Origin of the sequence: Kitasatospora sp. NPDC096147 (genome assembly GCF_044763225.1) — a bacterium.
Lineage (GTDB): Bacteria > Actinomycetota > Actinomycetes > Streptomycetales > Streptomycetaceae > Kitasatospora.
The window spans coordinates 412,740-431,574 of sequence record NZ_JBIWFX010000002.1 but is presented as its reverse complement, the minus strand read 5'-3'; the positions used below and the strand labels follow the sequence as shown (position 1 = coordinate 431,574).

Genomic DNA, 18,835 nt, shown 5'->3' with positions numbered 1-18,835 from the left:
TCCTCCTTGCGAACCTAGAGGGATGTCCGCAGTGAGTTCTCCCGTAGCCCAGCCCGCCGAAGCGCCGAAGGCACCCAGCATCGGGGAGCTGGCCGCCCGGCTGCCCGAGCTGACGCTGCGTGACCAGCAGCGGATCGGCCGCCGGCTGGACGGTGCCCGGCGGGTCCGCAAGGCCGAGGCCCGGGAGGCGATCGCGGCCGAGCTGGCCGTCGAGATCGACCGGGCCGAGCAGCGGATCGCCCAGCGCACCGCCTCGGTGCCGGTCATCCGCTACCCCGCCGAACTGCCGGTCAGCCAGAAGAAGGACGACATCCTGGCCGCCGTCCGGGACCACCAGGTGGTGATCGTCGCGGGCGAGACCGGCTCCGGCAAGACCACCCAGATCCCGAAGATCTGCCTGGAGCTGGGTCGCGGCGTCAAGGGCCTGATCGGCCACACCCAGCCGCGCCGGATCGCCGCCCGGACGGTGGCCGAGCGGGTGGCCGAGGAGCTGGACACCCCGCTCGGCGAGGCGGTCGGCTGGAAGGTCCGGTTCACCGACCAGGCCGGGCCGAACACCCTGGTGAAGCTGATGACGGACGGCATCCTGCTGGCCGAGATCCAGACCGACCGGGACCTGCGCCAGTACGACACCCTGATCATCGACGAGGCGCACGAGCGCAGCCTCAACATCGACTTCCTGCTCGGCTACCTCAAGCAGCTGCTCCCCCGCCGCCCCGACCTCAAGGTCGTGATCACCTCCGCGACCATCGACCCGGAGCGGTTCGCCGAGCACTTCGGCGACGCCCCGATCATCGAGGTCTCCGGCCGCACCTATCCGGTCGAGGTCCGCTACCGCCCGGTCATCGAGGAGGACGAGGACGGCGAGGAGATCGACCGGGACCGCGACCAGATCCAGGCGATCTGCGACGCGGCCCAGGAGCTCCAGGCCGAGGGCCCCGGCGACATCCTGGTCTTCCTCTCCGGCGAGCGCGAGATCCGGGACACCGCCGACGCGCTGGAGAAGCTGAAGCTCAGGTTCACCGAGGTGCTGCCGCTCTACGCCCGGCTGAGCTCGGCCGAGCAGCACCGGGTCTTCCAGCGCTCCACCTCCCGCCGGATCGTGCTGGCGACCAACGTCGCCGAGACCTCCCTCACCGTCCCGGGCATCAAGTACGTGATCGACCCGGGCACCGCCCGGATCTCCCGCTACAGCCACCGCACCAAGGTCCAGCGCCTGCCGATCGAGGCGATCAGCCAGGCCAGCGCGAACCAGCGCAAGGGCCGCTGCGGCCGTACCTCGGACGGCATCTGCATCCGGCTCTACTCGGAGGAGGACTTCCTCTCCCGCCCCGAGTTCACCGACGCCGAGATCCTGCGCACCAACCTCGCCTCGGTCATCCTGCAGATGACTGCGGCCGGCCTCGGCGACATCGCCGCCTTCCCGTTCCTCGACCCGCCGGACTCCCGGAACATCAAGGACGGCGTCAGCCTGCTGCACGAGCTGGGCGCCCTCGACCCGGACGAGAAGGACCACCGCAAGCGGCTCACCCCGCTCGGCCGCAAGCTGGCCCAGCTCCCGGTCGACCCGCGGATGGCCCGGATGGTGATCGAGGCCGACCGCCTGGGCGTGACCCGGGACGTGATGGTGATCGCCGCCGCGCTCTCCATCCAGGACCCGCGCGAGCGCCCGGCCGAGAAGCGCCAGGCGGCCGACGAGAAGCACCGCCGGTTCAACTCGGAGACCTCCGACTTCCTGGCCTTCCTGGCGATCTGGCGCTACGTCAGGGAGCAGCAGCGCGAGCTCTCCTCCTCCGCCTTCCGCCGGATGTGCAAGTCCGAGTTCCTCAACTACCTGCGGATACGGGAGTGGCAGGACCTCTACACCCAGCTGCGCACCGTCGCCAAGCAGCTCGGGGTCTCCTTCGACGAGCCGCACCCGGACGCCGAGCCGGACGGCGACCGGATTCACCAGGCACTGCTCACCGGCCTGCTCTCGCACCTCGGCCTGTACGACGTGGAGAAGCGCGAGTACGGCGGCGCCCGGGGCGCGCGCTTCGCGATCTTCCCGGGCTCCGGCCTGTTCAAGAAGCCCCCGCGCTGGGTGATGTCCGCCGAGCTGGTGGAGACCTCCCGGCTGTGGGCCCGGATGAACGCCAAGATCGAGCCGGAGTGGGTGGAGCCGCTGGCCGGCCACCTGATCAAGCGCAGCTACAGCGAGCCGCACTGGGAGAAGAAGGCCGGCGCGGTGATGGCCTTCGAGAAGGTCACCCTCTACGGCGTGCCGATCGTCGCCCAGCGCAAGATCAACTACGGCCGGATCGACCCGGAGCTCTGCCGCGAGCTGTTCATCCGCAACGCGCTGGTCGAGGGCGACTGGGAGACCCACCACCGGTTCTGGGGCGAGAACCGCAAGCTGCTCAGCGAGGTCGAGGAGCTGGAGGCCAGGGCCCGCCGCCGCGACATCATGGTGGACGACCAGACCCTGTTCGACTTCTACGACGCCCGGCTGCCGGAGGAGATCGTCTCCACCCGGCACTTCGACGCCTGGTGGAAGAAGGCCCGGCACGAGCAGCCGGACCTGCTCAACTTCGAGAAGTCGATGCTCATCAACGACGCGGCCGGCGGCGTCACCGAGGCCGACTACCCGGACTACTGGCAGCAGGGGAAGCTGAAGTTCAAGCTGACCTACCAGTTCGAGCCCGGCAGTGACGCCGACGGCGTCACCGTCCACATCCCGCTCCCGGTCCTCAACCAGGTGACCGCCGAGGGCTTCGACTGGCAGATCCCGGGCCTGCGGGCCGAGCTGGTCACCGCGTACATCCGGGCCCTGCCCAAGGCGATCCGGCGCAACTTCGTGCCCGCCCCGGACTTCGCCGCCGCCGCACTGCGGCAGGTGAGGGACCGTCAGGAGCCGCTGCTGCCCACCCTGGAGCGGATCCTCAAGCGGATGACCGCCATCACCATCCCGCCGGAGGCCTGGGACGACGAGCGCGTGCCGGACCACCTGCGGATCACCTTCCGGGTGGTGGACGGCAAGAAGAAGCTGGCCGAGTCCAAGGACCTGGAGGACCTCCGGCTCAAGCTCAAGCCCAAGCTCAAGGAGACGCTCTCCTCGGCCGCCTCCGGCCAGGGCATCGAGCGCACCGGCCTGACCTCCTGGCCGGCCGACCTGCCGGTGCTCCAGCGCACCTTCGAGCAGCGCTCCCGGGGCCACTCGCTGCGCGCCTACCCGGCGCTGGTGGACGAGGGGACCTCGGTGGCCATCCGGCTCTTCGACACCCCCGAGGCCCAGCAGCAGGCGATGTGGGCGGGCACCCGGCGGCTGCTGATGCTGACCGTCAACTCCCCCGCCAAGGCCATCCAGGGCCGGCTGGGGAACCAGGCCAAGCTGGCCCTGTCGCACAGCCCGCACGGCTCGATCGCGGCGCTGTTCGAGGACGTGGTCTCGGCTGCCACCGACCGTCTGATGACCCTGCACGGCGGCCCGGCCTGGGACGAGGCGGCCTTCACCAAGCTCTACGACAAGGTCCGCGCCGACCTGTACGAGTTGTCCGCCGACACCACCCTGAAGACCGCCACCGCCCTGATCGCCTTCCACAAGGCGTCCACCCGGCTCAAGTCGGTCTCCAGCCCGGTGCTGCTCTCCGCCGTCAACGACGTCCGGCTGCACCTGGCCTCCCTGGTGCACCCCGGCTTCGTGACCGCCACCGGCTGGCAGCGCCTGCCCGACCTCAAGCGCTACCTGCTCGCGGTGGACCGCCGGCTGGAGGCGCTGCCCAACCACCCGCAGCGCGACCTCCAGCACCTGGCCAAGGTCCAGCAGCTCCAGGACGCCTACGGCGAGCTGCTGGCCAAGGTCCCGGCCGGCCAGGAGCCCTCGCCCGAGCTGCGGGCGGTCCGCTGGATGATCGAGGAGCTCCGGGTGAGCTTCTTCGCCCAGGGTCTCGGCACCCCGACCCCGGTCTCGGAGAAGCGCGTCCTCAAGGCGATGGAGGCGGCCTCGACGACGCTCTAGGGGCCCGGGCGGAGCCGGTTTTACCTGGACCCCGCACATGCAGTACGATCTGTCTTGTTCGCAAGCGAGAGCAGGCGAACAAGACAGATCGACCAAGCAACATCCTGGTCCTGTGGAGCAGTTGGTTAGCTCGCCACCCTGTCAAGGTGGAGGTCGCGGGTTCAAGTCCCGTCAGGATCGCAGTCAGGGGAGACCCGGAACCGCAAGGTTCCGGGTCTCTTCGTTTTGCCCGGCTGACCGGGCGTCAGCGGTACGCCAAGCAGGTCTAGACCACAAGCCGACGCCCCTGTGAGCGTCGTCACTTATCTTTTCTTGAGACCGGACAGCCACACCCCCCTCCCTCCCCCGCCTAATTTAATATGTAAAATTGCACATGTAATTACCCCCAATTCCCCCACCTCACTCCAGCCCCAATGGGAACACTGCATTCCGGACATGCCGAAGGGGCCGCATCCCTGACCCGGCGGAGTCAGGGGCACGGCCCCTTGCGGTGAGCGTTCTACAGGGCCCCCAAGGGCCCCTGTCAGGCTTCGGTACGCTGCGCCGGAATACCGGCCAGCAGGGCACGCACCTCCGCCTCGCGGTACCGGCGGTGGCCGCCGAGGGTGCGGATGGACGTGAGCTTGCCGGCCTTGGCCCAGCGAGTGACCGTCTTCGGGTCCACGCGGAACATGGTGGCGACCTCTGCCGGCGTCAGCAGGGGCTCGGCGTCAGGGGTACGAGCGGTCATGAGCGGCCTCCTCGGGAGAACCGAACCAGGGCGGTTCTATCCTTCAAATTCTGCACCTTGACCCGCGATGCCCGAAATGGCATAGCCGGGCCGAGTCGGTAATAGGACGAACGGCTTGTCCTGGTGTCTACAACTACACCATTCGTCCAGTCCCATCGGCCAAACCGCCAAAATTGACCCCTCACGGGTTCAAGCACGACGGATGGCCATGGACTACCCCATAACGGACAGTCACCAATTGGTGACAAGCGGTTATGAGGGGACCAGTCCCACTGTTTCCCCACAAAGAGCGCACTGCCGTCAGATCCACTCAAAAGTGGACACACCAGAGTTAACTTGGGCTGGTTGTCCCATTTTTACACATAGGCGTAAGTAAGCGTCAACGGTGAGTAGTGTCACGTTCGAGGGGTATTGACCCGAACCGGGACCTAGGTCCCGATCATCGACACCAAAGGTCCCAACCATCATCACCCGCCCTGCTGACATCAGTGCCCGCTCCGGGGCCTGAACCACCGTCAGCTGGCGTACCGGAGCGCGTGGACCCGCCGCCACCGCTCGGTCACCGACTCGTACATCCGGGCCGCCTCCCGTCCGTCCCCCGCCCGCAGCGCGGCCACCCCGGCCTCGATCTCCCCCACCGAGTCCTCCTCCGCCAGGGCCGCCCCCAGCAGGTGCACCAAGCCCCCGTAGTCCAACTCCACCAGCGAGCGCGGGTGGAACTCCTCCAGCCAGCGCCCGAGCTCCTCCACCCCGCCCGCCAGCGCCGCGCTCGGCACCCGCTCGCGCAGGGCCCGGTACCCCCGGGCCACCCGGCGGCGGGCCTGGGCCATCGGGGTCAGGTAGAAGAGGGCGGCCGGTGCCCCGCCCGGCTCGGCAGGCAGGTGGCAGCGGTCCTCGGTGCCGAAGGGCAGGAACCAGCGGACCGGCACCTCCCAACGGTTCGTCAGGATCCACGGCCGGGCGTCCGGATGGGCCGCCCGCCAGCGCTCCCGGTCGGCCTGCGCGGCGGCCCGCACGGCCGGCGGCAGCACGGTGTCCAGCAGCGCCGCGGGCAGCTGCTCGGTCAGCTCCTCCAGCGCCTGCCAGCTGCGCAGCCGGGTGGCCCAGGGACAGACGTAGGTGACCCCGTCCACCACCCGCACGAAGGCCCGCTCGGTCTCCCGCTCGGGCAGCGGCCGGGGCGTCCGGGCCAGCAGCTCGGCCAGCGCCCCGCGCTGCTCGGCCAGCACCGCCGGGGCCACCGCCTGGCCGGGCTCCGCCGCGTCCGGGCCGTAGCGGGCCGCGTAGGACTGCCAGCGGGTCCGCTCCGGCCCCGCGTAGGCGGCCAGCGGCTCGTACACGCGCAGGTGCGCGGCGTAGGGCGGGAGCACTGATGTGCGCACGGCGGTCACGTCTCGCATCGTCGCACGGAGGCCCCCTCCGGGCCCGGGAACGCCGCTGATTCCCCGCGCCCCGTGACGGCCGGATTGCGCCCCTCCCGAAGGGCAGCCCGGCCCCCTCCGCCGCACTACGCTTTCGGCAGGCGCCCACACCACAGCAGTGGGCCACAGATACTGGAGTCACCACAGTGACCGACGTACAGACCGCGTCCGCCCCGCACCCCGCACCCGGCGTGCTGAGCAGGATCTTCCGCACCGAGCAGGACGGCGCCCCGGGCGACGGCCACGAGCAGGTCGTGCTCTGCCACGACCGCTCCTCCGGCCTCAAGGCCATCATCGCCATCCACTCCACCGCCCTGGGCCCGGCCCTCGGCGGCACCCGCTTCTACCCCTACGCCTCCGAGGAGGCGGCGCTCGAGGACGCGCTCAACCTCTCGCGCGGGATGAGCTACAAGAACGCGCTGGCCGGCCTCGACCTCGGCGGCGGCAAGGCCGTCATCATCGGCGACCCGAACACCGCCAAGAACGAGGCGCTGCTCCGCGCCTACGGCCGCTTCGTCGAGTCGCTGCGCGGCCGGTACGTCACCGCCTGCGACGTCGGCACCTACGTCCAGGACATGGACGTGATCGCCCGCGAGACCGAGTACGCCACCGGCCGCTCGCCCGAGCACGGCGGGGCCGGGGACTCCTCGGTCCTGACCGCCTACGGCGTCTTCCAGGGCATGCGCGCCTCCGCACAGGCCCGCTGGGGCCAGCCCACCCTGCGCGGCAGGCGGGTCGGCGTCTCCGGCGTCGGCAAGGTCGGCCACTACCTGGTCGGCCACCTGGTCGCGGACGGCGCCACCGTGGTCGTCACGGACGTCTCCGAGGCCGCCGTGAACCGGGTCCGGGCCGCCCACCCCGACGTCGAGGTGGTGGCCGACACCGCCGCCCTGCTCGGCTCGGCCCTGGACGTCTACGCCCCCTGCGCGCTCGGCGGCGCGCTGGACGACCACACGGTGGCCGCGCTCGGCGCGGCCGGCACCTCGCTGGTCTGCGGCGCGGCCAACAACCAGCTGGCGCACCCCGGCGTGGAGAAGGACCTGGCCGGCCGCGGCATCCTCTACGCGCCCGACTACCTGGTGAACTCCGGCGGCGTGATCCAGGTGGCCGACGAGTTCGAGTCCATGCACAAGGGCGGCTACGACTTCGAGCGGGCCAAGAACAAGGCCACCAGGATCTTCGACACCACCCTGGAGATCTTCACCCGGGCCGCCGCCGACGGCGTCCCGCCGGCCGTCGCGGCCGACCGCCTGGCCGAGAAGCGGATGCGCGAGATCAGCGCGCTCCGCTCGGTGCTGCTGCCCGGCGCCCGCCGGGGCTGAGCCCCGCCCGGGGCTCAGGGTCACGATGTGGAACCGGATTCTCGTTCGGTAGCCCGATCGGGCGATCCTGAGCCCCCCGCAGGGGGATAATCGGTGCTGGAACAACGGACCTGGGCAGGCTCTGAACGGCCTGCGAAAGCCCGAAATCCCCCTCGTGACCTGGAACGACCTCGTTTCGAGGGGTGGAGCTGCGCGCCACGTCACACGGGTGACGTACCGTTCGGCGACGGAAACAGGTACCGTTAATGCTCCAAGGGACGGTTCTCCCACTTCGGGCAGGACCGCACCTGATCATGGATACGTGTCAGACTCGGGGCCGTGAGCCCCATCGTTGAGGGGGTCGACCCATGGGGCGCGGCCGGGCCAAGGCCAAGCAGACGAAGGTCGCCCGCGAGCTGAAGTACAACAGCGGCGGGTTCGACGCCAACCGTCTGTCCAGCGAGTTGGGCGTATCGACACCTCCACCGCCTGCTCCGGTCAAGCCGGAGCCGGTCGAGGATGACGACCCGTACGCGGCGTACGCGGATCGCTACAACGACTACGACGACGAGGAAGCCGACTCGGGCACGCAGCCCGGTCGTCGCTGACCACGTCCTCGGAAGACCGGCTCGGCCACCCGCCAGGGTGCCGAGCCGGTCTTCGGCGTTCCCGGCGGCGGGCCGGCCCCCGACATGCCGAAGGGCCCCCGGAGGGGCCCTTCGGACGGACGGTCAGAGCAGCTCGAAGCCGTCGTAGGCGTTGTACAGCGCCGCGCCGTCCGCGTGCTCGTCGGTGCGCTCCACCACGTCGCCCAGCAGCCAGGCCTCGACGTCCCGGTCCGCCAGGATCGAGAGCACCACGTCGACCGACTCCGGCGGCACCACGGCCACCATGCCGACGCCCATGTTCAGGGTCTTCTCGATCTCCAGGGCGGCCATGTTGCCGACCTTGGCCACGGTCTGGAAGACCGGCAGCGGGGACCAGGTGCCGCGGTCCAGGCGGGCGTGCAGGCCGGCCGGCATGACCCGGGCCAGGTTGGCCGCCAGGCCGCCGCCGGTGACGTGCGAGAAGGCGTGGACCTCGGTCGCCCGGGTGAGCGCCAGGCAGTCCAGCGAGTAGATCCGGGTGGGCTCCAGCAGCTCCTCGCCGAGGGTGCGGCCGAACTCCTCGACCCGGCGGTCCAGCGACCACTTGGCCTGGTTCAGCAGCACGTGGCGGACCAGCGAGTAGCCGTTGGAGTGCAGGCCCGAGGCGGCCATCGCGATCACCACGTCGCCGGCCCGGACGCGCTCGGCCCCGAGCAGCTTGTCGGCCTCCACCACACCGGTGCCGGCGCCCGCGACGTCGTAGTCGTCGGGGCCGAGCAGGCCCGGGTGCTCGGCGGTCTCGCCGCCGACCAGCGCGCAGCCGGCCAGCGTGCAGCCCTCCGCGATGCCCTTGACGATGGCCGCGACGCGCTCCGGGACGACCTTGCCCACGCAGATGTAGTCGGTCATGAAGAGCGGCTCGGCGCCGCAGACCACCAGGTCGTCGACGACCATGCCGACCAGGTCGTGGCCGATCGTGTCGTGCTTGTCCATCGCCTGCGCGATGGCCACCTTGGTCCCGACCCCGTCGGTCGCCGAGGCCAGCAGCGGGCGCTCGTAGCGCTTGAAGGCGGAGGCGTCGAAGAGCCCGGCGAAGCCGCCGAGGCCGCCGACCACCTCGGGGCGGTCGGCCTTCTTCACCCACTGCTTCATCAGCTCGACCGCACGGTCGCCGGCCTCGATGTCGACACCTGCGGCGGCGTAGGTGGCACCGCTCTGGTTGCTGGTCACGTGCTGTGGCCCTTTCGGGTCAGGGGTGGGGGTGTACGAGAACTGCGCCGCCCCGGCCTGGGAGGGCCGGGGCGGCGGGTGGATCAGGGCCTGCGGAGCGCGTCCGCCGCGCCGTGGCCGCCGAGCAGCGACTGGACACCGTCCAGGTCGGAGCCGGTGGCCTTGCCCCGGACGGCCGGCTGCTGCTTGCCGCCGGCGATCTCCGCCTCCAGCAGGAGCTTGCCGAGCAGCGCCGGGTCCGGCAGCTCCATCGGGTACTCGCCGTCGAAGCAGGCCCGGCAGAGCCGGTCCTTGGGGATCGTGGTGGCCTCGATCATGCCGTCGATCGAGATGTAGGCGAGCGAGTCCGCACCGAGGGTGCGGCCGATCTCCTCCACCGTCATGCCGTTGGCGATCAGCTCCGCGCGGGTGGCGAAGTCGATGCCGAAGAAGCAGGGCCACTTGACCGGCGGCGAGGAGATCCGGATGTGGACCTCGGCCGCGCCGGCCTCGCGGAGCATCCGGACCAGGGCGCGCTGGGTGTTGCCGCGGACGATGGAGTCGTCCACCACCACCAGGCGCTTGCCCTGGATGACCTCGCGCAGCGGGTTGAGCTTGAGGCGGATGCCGAGCTGGCGGATGGTCTGGCTGGGCTGGATGAAGGTGCGGCCCACGTAGGCGTTCTTCACCAGGCCGGAGCCGTACGGGATGCCGCTGGCCTCCGCGTACCCGATCGCGGCGGGGGTGCCGGACTCGGGGGTGGCTATCACCAGGTCGGCCTCGACGGGCGCCTCCTTGGCGAGCCGGCGGCCCATCTCCACCCGGGAGAGGTGCACGTTCCGGCCGGCGATGGTGGTGTCCGGGCGGGCCAGGTAGACGTACTCGAAGACGCAGCCCTTGGGCTTGGCCTCGGCGAAGCGGGAGGTCCGCATGCCGTTCTCGTCGATGGCGATCAGCTCGCCGGGCTCCACCTCGCGGATGAAGGAGGCGCCGCAGATGTCGAGCGCCGCCGTCTCCGAGGCGACCACCCAGCCGCGCTCCAGGCGGCCGAGCACCAGCGGGCGGATGCCCTGCGGGTCACGGGCCGCGTAGAGGGTGTGCTCGTCCATGAAGACCAGCGAGAAGGCGCCCTTGACCTTGGGCAGCACCTGCTTCGCGGTCTCCTCGATGGAGAGCTCCGGGTAGCCCGCGAGCAGCGCCGTCACCAGGTCGGTGTCGTTGGTCGCGGCGGACCGGCCGGAGCGCGAGACGTGCTCCTCACCGGGCAGCTCGGCGACCATCGCGGCGAGCTCCGCGGTGTTGACCAGGTTCCCGTTGTGACCGAGCGCGAGCGAGCCGTGCACGGTCGCCCGGAAGGTCGGCTGGGCGTTCTCCCAGACCGAGGACCCGGTGGTCGAGTAGCGGGCATGTCCGACGGCGATATGCCCGTGCAACGACCCCAGGGAGGTCTCGTCGAAGACCTGGGAGACGAGCCCCATGTCCTTGAAGACGAGAATCTGGGAGCCGTTGCTCACTGCGATGCCCGCGGATTCCTGACCGCGGTGCTGCAGGGCATAGAGGCCGAAGTACGTGAGCTTGGCGACCTCCTCGCCGGGAGCCCAGACCCCGAAGACGCCGCAAGCGTCCTGAGGGCCTTTCTCGCCGGGAAGAAGATCGTGGTTGAGTCTTCCGTCACCACGTGGCACGTCAACGAGTCTAGGGCAGTTCCGTACGCCTTCCCGAACGGAGGACCGGGTGGATATTGGGCGATCGGATAGCAACGCGCGTAGACGAAACCCCTTACCGGGTGGGGCCTTTCCCGGACACAATTCGTTGAATGCACGGCCCGCCTAGGCGTACGCGGACGGCGGCCAATTCCGGTCACCGACGGTGACGGCCGGACGGGCCCTCCGACGTGACGCTGCTCACGCGGCCGGGACGAGCAGCTGCCACGCGCCCGGATGGACGGTCCAGACCCGGCTGCGGACCGGGCCGACCCGGCAGCCGTCGGCCTCGTACCCGAAGCCCCGGCCGGCCACCGTGAGGCGGGCGGCGCGCAGGGTGCACGGGCCCTCGGAGGTGCGCAGCCGGAGCTCCATCTCCCCCGCGCCGGCCGGGAGGCTGACCAGCAGGCGGTGCACGGCGTGCGGGAGGTCGGCCAGCAGGCGGCCGTCCGCCTCGATCCGCAGGCGGTGACCGTCCGGGACCGGTGGGGTCCCCTGCTCGGCCGCAGCCAATTTCGCCCATAGCGAACGCAGTGCCCCCGGGCGTTCGAGCAGGCCGCCCTGCACCCGGACCTCGCCGAGCACCACCCCGCCGCCGTCGTCCACCAGCAGGTCGAGCTTGCGGGCCGCACCGCAGAGCACCGCCCGGGCCGCCGCCACCGGCTGCACCGGGACGCCGAGCGCACGGGACGCGGCCACCGCCTCCGGGCGGCCGACCGGGACCACGCCGAGCGGGTCGGCACCGAGGTCGCGCTGACGGTGCAGGGCCTGCAACACCCGCTGCAGGGCCAGGTCGGAACCGATCACCACCGGTCGGCGGCGGCCCCGGTGCGCCAGCACCCGGTCGAGTTCGGACGGACTCTCGGGCAGCGCGAGCTTCACGTCGGCCCCGCCGGCCAGCACGTCCCGGGCGATCCGGACGGACTCGCCGTCGGCCCGCCGGGCGGCCGGGTCGAGGAGGAGGAGCAACTGACCGGGCCCGCCCGGGTCGGCGGCACGGCCCTCGGGCGTGGACAACGACGACACGACCCGTCCTTCCTCAGGTAATCTCTCGGTGCAAGAGCCCCTTGCGCTATTGCGCCAGGGGCTTCGTCTATCTCGGGGCAGACTGCGGCCTACGCAGGATGCCCCAACCCGAAGGGGTGTACGCCTGTGCCGGCACTCGTGATCGTTGGTGCCCAGTGGGGAGACGAGGGCAAGGGGAAGGCGACGGACCTCCTCGGCGGCTCCGTCGACTACGTCGTCCGCTACCAGGGCGGCAACAACGCCGGTCACACGGTGATCATCGGCGATCAGAAGTACGCCCTGCACCTGCTGCCTTCCGGCATCCTCAGCCCGAACGTGGTGCCGGTGATCGGCAACGGCGTGGTGATCGACCCGGGCGTGCTGCTCTCCGAGCTGAACGGTCTGAACGAGCGCGGCATCGACACCTCGAAGCTGCTGATCTCGGGCAACGCCCACCTGATCACGCCGTACCACCGGACCCTGGACAAGGTCACCGAGCGCTTCCTCGGCAAGCGCCGGATCGGCACCACCGGCCGCGGCATCGGCCCGACCTACGCGGACAAGATCAACCGCGTCGGCATCCGGGTCCAGGACCTCTTCGACGAGTCGATCCTGATCCAGAAGGTCGAAGCGGCGCTGCACGACAAGAACCAGCTGCTGGTCAAGCTCTACAACCGCCGCGCCATCCCGGCCGACCTGGTGGTGCAGGAGTACCTGGGCTACGCCGAGAAGATCAAGCCCTTCCTGGCCGACACCACCCTGGTGCTGGACGAGGCGCTGAAGGCGAACAAGGTGGTCCTGCTGGAAGGCGGCCAGGGCACCCTGCTCGACGTCGACCACGGCACGTACCCCTTCGTCACCTCGTCGAACCCGACCGCCGGCGGTGCCTGCACCGGGTCCGGCATCGGCCCCACCAAGATCGACCGGGTCATCGGCATCCTGAAGGCGTACACCACCCGGGTCGGCTCCGGCCCGTTCCCGACCGAGCTGCTGGACGCGGACGGCGAGGCGCTGCGCCGGATCGGTGGCGAGCGCGGTGTCACCACCGGCCGTGACCGCCGCTGCGGCTGGTTCGACGCGGTGATCGCGCGCTACGCGACCCGGGTGAACGGCATGACCGACTTCTTCCTCACCAAGCTGGACGTGCTGACCGGCTGGGAGCAGATCCCGGTCTGCGTGGCGTACGAGATCGACGGCAAGCGCGTCGAGGAACTCCCGTACAACCAGAGCGACTTCCACCACGCGAAGCCGATCTACGAGAACTTCCCCGGCTGGACCGAGGACATCTCGAAGGCCAAGACCTTCGCCGATCTGCCGAAGAACGCGCAGGCGTACGTGAAGGCGCTGGAGGAGATGTCGGGCGCGCCGATCTCCGCGATCGGCGTCGGCCCCGGCCGGACCGAGACGATCCAGATCAACTCCTTCGTCTGACCGCACGGTCGAGCGCAGGGCCCCACCTCCGGGTGGGGCCCTCTGCTTTTGCACTAGTGCAGAGAGTGCTTGCTGCTAGTGCAAAGCAGGGCTAACGTACGGGGGCATGACGACGAAGCTGCCCTCCCCCACCGTCCTGACCGGCCGGCACGTCCGGCTGGAGCCGCTCACCACCGCGCACGCGGCCGACCTGTTCGAGGCGGCCGGGGGCGACGAGGAGGTGTTCCGCTGGATCATCGGGCCGGTGCCGTCGACGCCGGACGAGATGCTGGCCGAGGTCGGCAGCCTGCTCGGGCGGGAGGACATCGTGCCGTTCGCGGTGGTGCTGCCGGAGACCGGGAAGGCGGTCGGGGTGACCTGCTACCTGGCGGTGGCGGCCCGGGAGGAGACCGTGGAGATCGGCGCCACCTGGTACGGGCGGCCGGTGTGGCGGACGGCGGTGAACACCGAGTCGAAGCTGCTGCTGCTGACCAGGGCCTTCGAGGAGTTCGGCGCGGGCACGGTCTGCTGGAAGACCGACCACCTCAACGAGCGCTCGCAGAACGCCATCCGGCGCCTGGGCGCGCAGTACGAGGGCACCTTCCGGCGGGCCCGGCAGCGCCGGGACGGCAGCTGGCGGGACAGCGTCTGGTACTCGATGCTCGCGGACGAGTGGCCGGCCGCGAAGACCCGGCTGACGGACCGTCTGCTGGCGGGCTGACGGTCCGTCGGGCCGGGCGGCGGGGCTACTCCATCCCGGCCAGCACCAGCGGCAGCCGGGTGGCGCCGCCGGCCACCAGCTTCACCGGGACGCCCCAGTCCTGCTGGTGCACGTGGCAGGCCGGGTACTCGATCTCCGGATCGTCGTCGCAGGAGGCGGCCATCGCCGAGACGTGCAGCACGCCCTCGGTGAGCTCGCCGTTCAGCACCAGCTCGCGGGAGAGGTCGCTCTCCGCACCGGCCCCGGAGAGCAGCAGCTCGGGCGGGGTCGAGGAGACCAGCAGCCGGGTGGACGGGCCGTAGCGCTCATCCAGCTTCTGCCCGGCCGGGGCCTGGAAGACCACGTCCAGGCGGAGCGCGCCCGGCGCCACCTCGGTGGCGGCCCGCTGCGTGCGGTGGGCCACCGCCTCCACCCGGACGGCCTCCTCGGGCAGCCGGAGCCGGGTGAGCCGGTGCCGGGCCGACTCGACCACCACGATGTCCTCGCCGACCAGCACCGCGCCCGAGGGCTCGCGCAGGTCGGTGGCCAGGGTGGAGACCTCACCGGTGGCCGGGTCGAAGCGGCGCAGCGCGTGGTTGTAGGTGTCGGCGATCGCGACCGAGCCGTCGGGCAGCACCGTCACCCCGAGCGGGTGCTGGAGCAGCGCCTGACCGGCCTCGCCGTCCCGGTGTCCGAAGTCGAACAGGCCGGTGCCGACGGCGGTGTGCACCGTCCCGGTGGCGCGGTCGACCCAGCGCACGGCCGAGGTCTCCGAGTCGGCGACCCAGAGCTTCTCGCCGTCGGCCGAGACCGCCAGGCCGGACGGCTGGGCGAACCACGCCTCGGCCACCGGGCCGTCGACCAGGCCCTCGTTGGTGGTGCCGGCCGCCACCGCGACCTCGCCGGACACCGGGTCGTAGGCCCAGAGCTGGTGCACCCCGGCCATCGCGATCCACACTCGGCCGTCGAAGAAGGCCACGTCCCAGGGCGAGGAGAGGTCCACCTCCCGGCCCGGGCCGGAGGTCGGCGAGCCCTGCCACCACTGCCTGCCGGTGCCGGCCAGCGTCGTCACCGAGCCGTCCGCCAGCTTCACCCCGCGCAGCGCGTGGTTAACCGTGTCGGCCACCACCACGTCGTAGCCGAGCCCCTCGGGGGCCAGCGCCAGACCGGACGGCTCGCTGAACCGGGGGGCGGTGCCGTCGACGAAGCCGCGCTCGCCGTCGCCGATCCGGCGCACCACGGTCTCGCCGTCCTCGGCCAGCTCGACCAGCGAGTGGTGGCCCGCGTCGGCGACCAGGTAGTGCCCGTCCGGCAGCAGCACCGCCTTGCCGGGGAACTTCAGGTCCCCGGCCACCGGCTCCGGCGCCACGTACGGGCCGTCGCCCCGGCGCAGGGTGCCCTTGGCCGCGTGCTCCCGCTCCAGCTCCTCGACCAGCCGGGCGATCGCGTGTGCGTGCCCCTCACCGGCGTGCTGGGCGACCACGTACCCCTCCGGGTCGATCACCACCAGGGTCGGCCAGGCCCGCACCGCGTACTGCTTCCAGGTGGTCAGCTCCGGGTCGTCCAGCACCGGGTGGTGCACCTCGTAGCGGGCCACCGCGTCCACCACGGCCTGGTGGTCGGCCTCGTGGACGAACTTGGGCGAATGCACGCCGACGATCACCAGGGTGTCCCGGTGCTTCTCCTCCAGCTCCCGGAGTTCGTCCAGGACGTGGAGGCAGTTGATGCAGCAGAAGGTCCAGAAGTCGAGGACCAGGATCTTGCCGCGGAAGTCTGCCAGCGACAGGTCCTTGCCGCCGGTGTTCAGCCAGCCGCCCTTCCCCACAAGTTCGGGGGCGCGGACACGAGCACGAGTAGCCATGCCCCCATCCAACCGCATGGGGGCATGGCTGCATTCCGTCGGACGGGTGTGGGTCAGGCGCCGGCGGCGATGGTGCCCCACGGCGTCCAGCCACCATTGCCGTCACCACCCGCCCACAAGTACGCAGTCGTCGAACCGTCGTTGTTCGACACCAGGTAGTCCGCACTCGCGTCCTGGTTCACCTGCGCGAAGTTCACCCGCCACGCCTCCGCCGTCAGACCCGACGCGACCTGACCCGAACGACCCCAACCCCCATGACCATCACCACCGTTGTTCACATACGCCTGCACCGAACCATCACCATTGATCACCACGTAGTCCGCCTTCGCGTCCCCGTTGAGATCCGCCAACCGCACCCGCGAACGATCCGCCGTCAACCCCGACGCCACCTGATACGACTCACCCCACCCACCATGACCATCCCCACCGTTGTTGATGAACACCTGAAGCGCACCACTGTCCGAGAACACCATGTAGTCAGCCCTGCCGTCCCCGTTCCAGTCCGCGAACCGCACCTTCGACTGATCCACCGTCATCCCCGACGCCGCCTTGAACGACGCACCCCAACCCCCATGACCATCCCCACCCCGGTTCGGGAACACCGTCACCGAACCATCCCCGTTGACCAACAGGTAATCCGCCCTGCCGTCCCCGTCCCAGTCCGCGAACCGCACCCGCGAACGATCCGCCGTCATCCCCGACGCCACCTGATACGACTCACCCCACCCACCATGACCATCCCCACCCCGGTTCAGGTACACCTGCACCGCACCACCGTCCTGCACCACCAGATAGTCCGACACCCCGTCACCATCCCAGTCCGCCCACCGCGCACGACCCGCCTCACCCGACTCCGTCCCGGCACGCCGGACCGTGCCGCCCCCCGGGTAGGGGTCGACGCCGTCGCGGGTCAGGCCGGCCTTGACCGAGCAGACCGGCCAGGCGCCGGGGCCCTGGGCCGCCAGGACCTTCTCGGCTATCAGGATCTGCTGCTGCTTGGTGGCCAGGTGGGCCTGCGGGGCGTAGGCGATGCCGCCGTACCCGACCCAGGTGGAGCTGCTGAACTGCAGGCCGCCGTAGTAGCCGTTCCCCGTGTTGATCGACCAGTTGCCGCCGCTCTCGCAGTCGGCGACCTTGTCCCAGGTGGCCACCGAGGCGGCGGAGGCCTGGCCGGTGGCGAGCACCGGGGCGATCAGGGCCGGGAGGACCGCGCCGAGCAGGGCGGTGCGGAGGGTACGACGGCGGGAGGACAGGATGGAGCGCATGGCGGAGGACCTCATGTCTGGGTGAAGTGAAGTGAAGGGGGGCAGGAAAGCCCGGGGACGTACGGGCCGGGCGGGCGTCAGCTGCCGGAGGTGATCCGGCCGTACGGGTTCCATCCGCCCTGGCCGTCGCCGCCGTTCCAGGTGTAGGCGGTGGTCGAGCCGTCGGGGTCGGTCGTCAGGTAGTCGGCGTGGACGTCCGCGTTGACGTCGGCGAAGTGCACCTTCGTCTGATCGGTGGTCAGACCGCTGGCGATCTGGCCGAGGCCCTCCCACCCACCGTGACCGTCGCCGCCCCGGTTGAGGAACGCCTGCACGGAGCCGTTCCCGTTGATCACCGCGTAGTCGGCCCGGCCGTCACCGTCGAGGTCGGCCAGCCGCACCCGGGAGCGGTCCGGGGTCATCCCCGTGGCCACCTGGCCCTGCGGCCCCCAGCCGCCCCGGCCGTCGCCACCCCGGTTCAGGTAGACCTGGAACGCGCCGCTGTCCTCGAAGGCCAGGTAGTCGGCCCTGCCGTCCCCGTCCCAGTCCGCGAACCGCACCTTGGTCGGGTCGTTGGTGACACCACTCGCGACCTGGTAGGAGTCCTTCCAACCACCGTGGCCGTCACCGCCGTTGCTGACGTAGACCTGGACCGATCCGTTGCCGTTGATCACCAGGTAGTCGGCCCTGCCGTCTCCGTCCCAGTCCGCCAGCCGCACCCGGGAGCGGTCCGAGGTCAACCCCGAGGCCACCTGGTACGACGGCTTCCAACCACCGTGACCGTCACCGCCGTTGCTCGGGGTCACCACCACCGAGCCGTTGTCGTTGATCACCACCCGGTCGGTCTTCCCGTCCCCGTCCCAGTCCGCCCAGCGCACCCGGTCGGCCTCACCGGATTCGGTGCCGGCCCGCCGGGCGTCCGGCCTGGTCGCCCAGCCGTCGCGGACGGCCTGCTGCAGACCGCCGAAGTACGCGTCGGCCATCCGGCGGAAGCCGGCGTCGTTCGGGTGCAGCCCGTCGGGGAGTTCGCCCGAGGTGAGTGCCGGCGGCTCGGCGTAGCGCACCTTCTTGCCCCCGGCCTGCCGGTCGGCCACCGCCTGCCGGACCGCCGAGTTGTACGGGCCGGTCAGGCTCGCCACCCTGGGCGTGGTGGGGATGACGCCCTGCACGACGACGGTGACGCCGGGCCGGTCCGCCAGGATGCGGTCCACCAGGGCGGCCAGCCGGGCCGGGGCCCCGGCCTTGTCGGTGCCCCGGTCCAGGTCGTTCACTCCGATGTGCAGCAGCACCACGTCCGGCTGGGCGGCGGTCAGCCAGCCGTCGACGCCGTTCCGGATGTCGTCGATCATGAAGCCGCTGTGGCCCTCGTGGTCCCGGTCGGCCAGCCCGCCACCCTGCTGGGAGCCGACGTAGTCGACCCGGTAGCCGTTCTGACCGGCGATCAGTTCGGCGAGCGGCTTGCGGTAGCCGTCACCGGTGGAACTGCTGTAGCCGTTGGTGATGGAGTCACCCAGCGGCATGACCCGCAGGGTGGGCGGCGGGGTGACCACTGCGGCCGAGGCGGTGGGGGCGGTGGCGGCCAACGCGGCCGTGCCGAGGAGGACGGCCAGCGAGGCCGTCAGGATGCGTCGCACTGTGGGGCTCCTGAGAGGGGTGAGTGGCTTGCT

Annotated in this window: 13 protein-coding genes and 1 tRNA gene; 6 read left to right on the top strand and 8 right to left on the bottom strand. The window is 70.9% G+C overall.

Features of this window, described 5'->3' with window-relative positions; translation table 11 throughout:
- The first annotated feature begins 22 nt into the window (after positions 1-22).
- Together hrpA and ACIRBX_RS07425 are read left to right on the top strand one after the other, a co-directional pair.
- Entirely contained in the window at positions 23-3,997 is a 3,975-nt protein-coding gene (hrpA, locus tag ACIRBX_RS07430) for an ATP-dependent RNA helicase HrpA (RefSeq protein WP_402294331.1), read from the top strand.
- A gap of 106 nt (positions 3,998-4,103) precedes the next feature.
- Positions 4,104-4,177, top strand: a tRNA-Asp gene (locus tag ACIRBX_RS07425).
- 343 nt (positions 4,178-4,520) lie between these two features.
- On the opposite strand, the gene bldC is transcribed toward ACIRBX_RS07425, so the two are convergent.
- Complete coding sequence (gene bldC, locus ACIRBX_RS07420) at positions 4,521-4,727, bottom strand: developmental transcriptional regulator BldC (protein ID WP_014137253.1); 207 nt, start codon at positions 4,725-4,727, stop codon at positions 4,521-4,523.
- 515 nt (positions 4,728-5,242) lie between these two features.
- On the bottom strand, positions 5,243-6,127 hold the full coding sequence (locus tag ACIRBX_RS07415; RefSeq protein ID WP_402294329.1) for a hypothetical protein: 885 nt from the start codon (positions 6,125-6,127) through the stop codon (positions 5,243-5,245).
- Positions 6,128-6,294: 167 nt separating this feature from the next.
- On the opposite strand from ACIRBX_RS07415, the gene ACIRBX_RS07410 reads away from it, so the two are divergent.
- Both ACIRBX_RS07410 and ACIRBX_RS07405 read left to right on the top strand, forming a co-directional pair.
- Positions 6,295-7,470, top strand: a complete 1,176-nt coding sequence (locus tag ACIRBX_RS07410; RefSeq protein WP_402294328.1) for a Glu/Leu/Phe/Val dehydrogenase dimerization domain-containing protein — start codon at positions 6,295-6,297, stop codon at positions 7,468-7,470.
- 347 nt (positions 7,471-7,817) lie between these two features.
- Complete coding sequence (locus ACIRBX_RS07405; RefSeq protein ID WP_402294326.1) at positions 7,818-8,057, top strand: DUF3073 domain-containing protein; 240 nt, start codon at positions 7,818-7,820, stop codon at positions 8,055-8,057.
- Positions 8,058-8,180: 123 nt separating this feature from the next.
- Here the strand turns inward: ACIRBX_RS07405 and purM are convergent, their stop codons facing one another.
- The 3 genes from purM to ACIRBX_RS07390 form a co-directional block, all read right to left on the bottom strand.
- Positions 8,181-9,266, bottom strand: a complete 1,086-nt coding sequence (gene purM / locus ACIRBX_RS07400) for a phosphoribosylformylglycinamidine cyclo-ligase (RefSeq protein WP_402294324.1) — start codon at positions 9,264-9,266, stop codon at positions 8,181-8,183.
- A gap of 83 nt (positions 9,267-9,349) precedes the next feature.
- Positions 9,350-10,930: an amidophosphoribosyltransferase gene (gene purF, locus ACIRBX_RS07395; RefSeq protein WP_402294322.1), complete on the bottom strand. Its 1,581-nt coding sequence runs from the start codon at positions 10,928-10,930 to the stop codon at positions 9,350-9,352.
- A gap of 219 nt (positions 10,931-11,149) precedes the next feature.
- Entirely contained in the window at positions 11,150-11,974 is an 825-nt protein-coding gene (locus tag ACIRBX_RS07390) for a diacylglycerol kinase (RefSeq protein ID WP_402294320.1), read from the bottom strand.
- A gap of 126 nt (positions 11,975-12,100) precedes the next feature.
- Between ACIRBX_RS07390 and ACIRBX_RS07385 the strand changes: the two genes are divergently transcribed.
- Positions 12,101-13,384 (top strand): adenylosuccinate synthase, encoded by a 1,284-nt coding sequence (locus ACIRBX_RS07385; protein WP_402294318.1) that lies wholly within the window; start codon positions 12,101-12,103, stop codon positions 13,382-13,384.
- A gap of 106 nt (positions 13,385-13,490) precedes the next feature.
- Complete coding sequence (locus tag ACIRBX_RS07380; RefSeq protein ID WP_402294317.1) at positions 13,491-14,084, top strand: GNAT family N-acetyltransferase; 594 nt, start codon at positions 13,491-13,493, stop codon at positions 14,082-14,084.
- A 25-nt stretch (positions 14,085-14,109) separates the two neighbouring features.
- Here ACIRBX_RS07380 and ACIRBX_RS07375 read toward each other — a convergent pair whose 3' ends face one another.
- The 3 genes from ACIRBX_RS07375 to ACIRBX_RS07365 all read right to left on the bottom strand — a co-directional run bounded on the left by ACIRBX_RS07375 (position 14,110) and on the right by ACIRBX_RS07365 (position 18,802).
- Entirely contained in the window at positions 14,110-15,924 is a 1,815-nt protein-coding gene (locus ACIRBX_RS07375) for an NHL domain-containing thioredoxin family protein (protein ID WP_402294315.1), read from the bottom strand.
- A gap of 53 nt (positions 15,925-15,977) precedes the next feature.
- Positions 15,978-17,108 carry a transglycosylase family protein gene (locus ACIRBX_RS07370; RefSeq protein WP_402294313.1) on the bottom strand — a complete coding sequence of 377 codons (1,131 nt, stop codon included), beginning with the start codon at positions 17,106-17,108 and terminating at the stop codon, positions 15,978-15,980.
- Between the two features lie 158 nt (positions 17,109-17,266).
- The gene (locus ACIRBX_RS07365) at positions 17,267-18,802 is read right to left on the bottom strand and encodes an FG-GAP-like repeat-containing protein (protein WP_402294312.1); all 1,536 of its coding nucleotides are present in this window, start codon (positions 18,800-18,802) and stop codon (positions 17,267-17,269) included.
- Positions 18,803-18,835: the final 33 nt, after the last annotated feature.

Coding starts and splice junctions, on each gene's coding strand:
- hrpA (WP_402294331.1), top strand. CDS start 23: ATGTCCGCAGTGAGTTCTCCCGTAGCCCAGCCCGCCGAAGCGCCGAAG.
- bldC (WP_014137253.1), bottom strand. CDS start 4,727: ATGACCGCTCGTACCCCTGACGCCGAGCCCCTGCTGACGCCGGCAGAG.
- ACIRBX_RS07415 (WP_402294329.1), bottom strand. CDS start 6,127: ATGCGAGACGTGACCGCCGTGCGCACATCAGTGCTCCCGCCCTACGCC.
- ACIRBX_RS07405 (WP_402294326.1), top strand. CDS start 7,818: ATGGGGCGCGGCCGGGCCAAGGCCAAGCAGACGAAGGTCGCCCGCGAG.
- ACIRBX_RS07380 (WP_402294317.1), top strand. CDS start 13,491: ATGACGACGAAGCTGCCCTCCCCCACCGTCCTGACCGGCCGGCACGTC.
- ACIRBX_RS07375 (WP_402294315.1), bottom strand. CDS start 15,924: ATGGCTACTCGTGCTCGTGTCCGCGCCCCCGAACTTGTGGGGAAGGGC.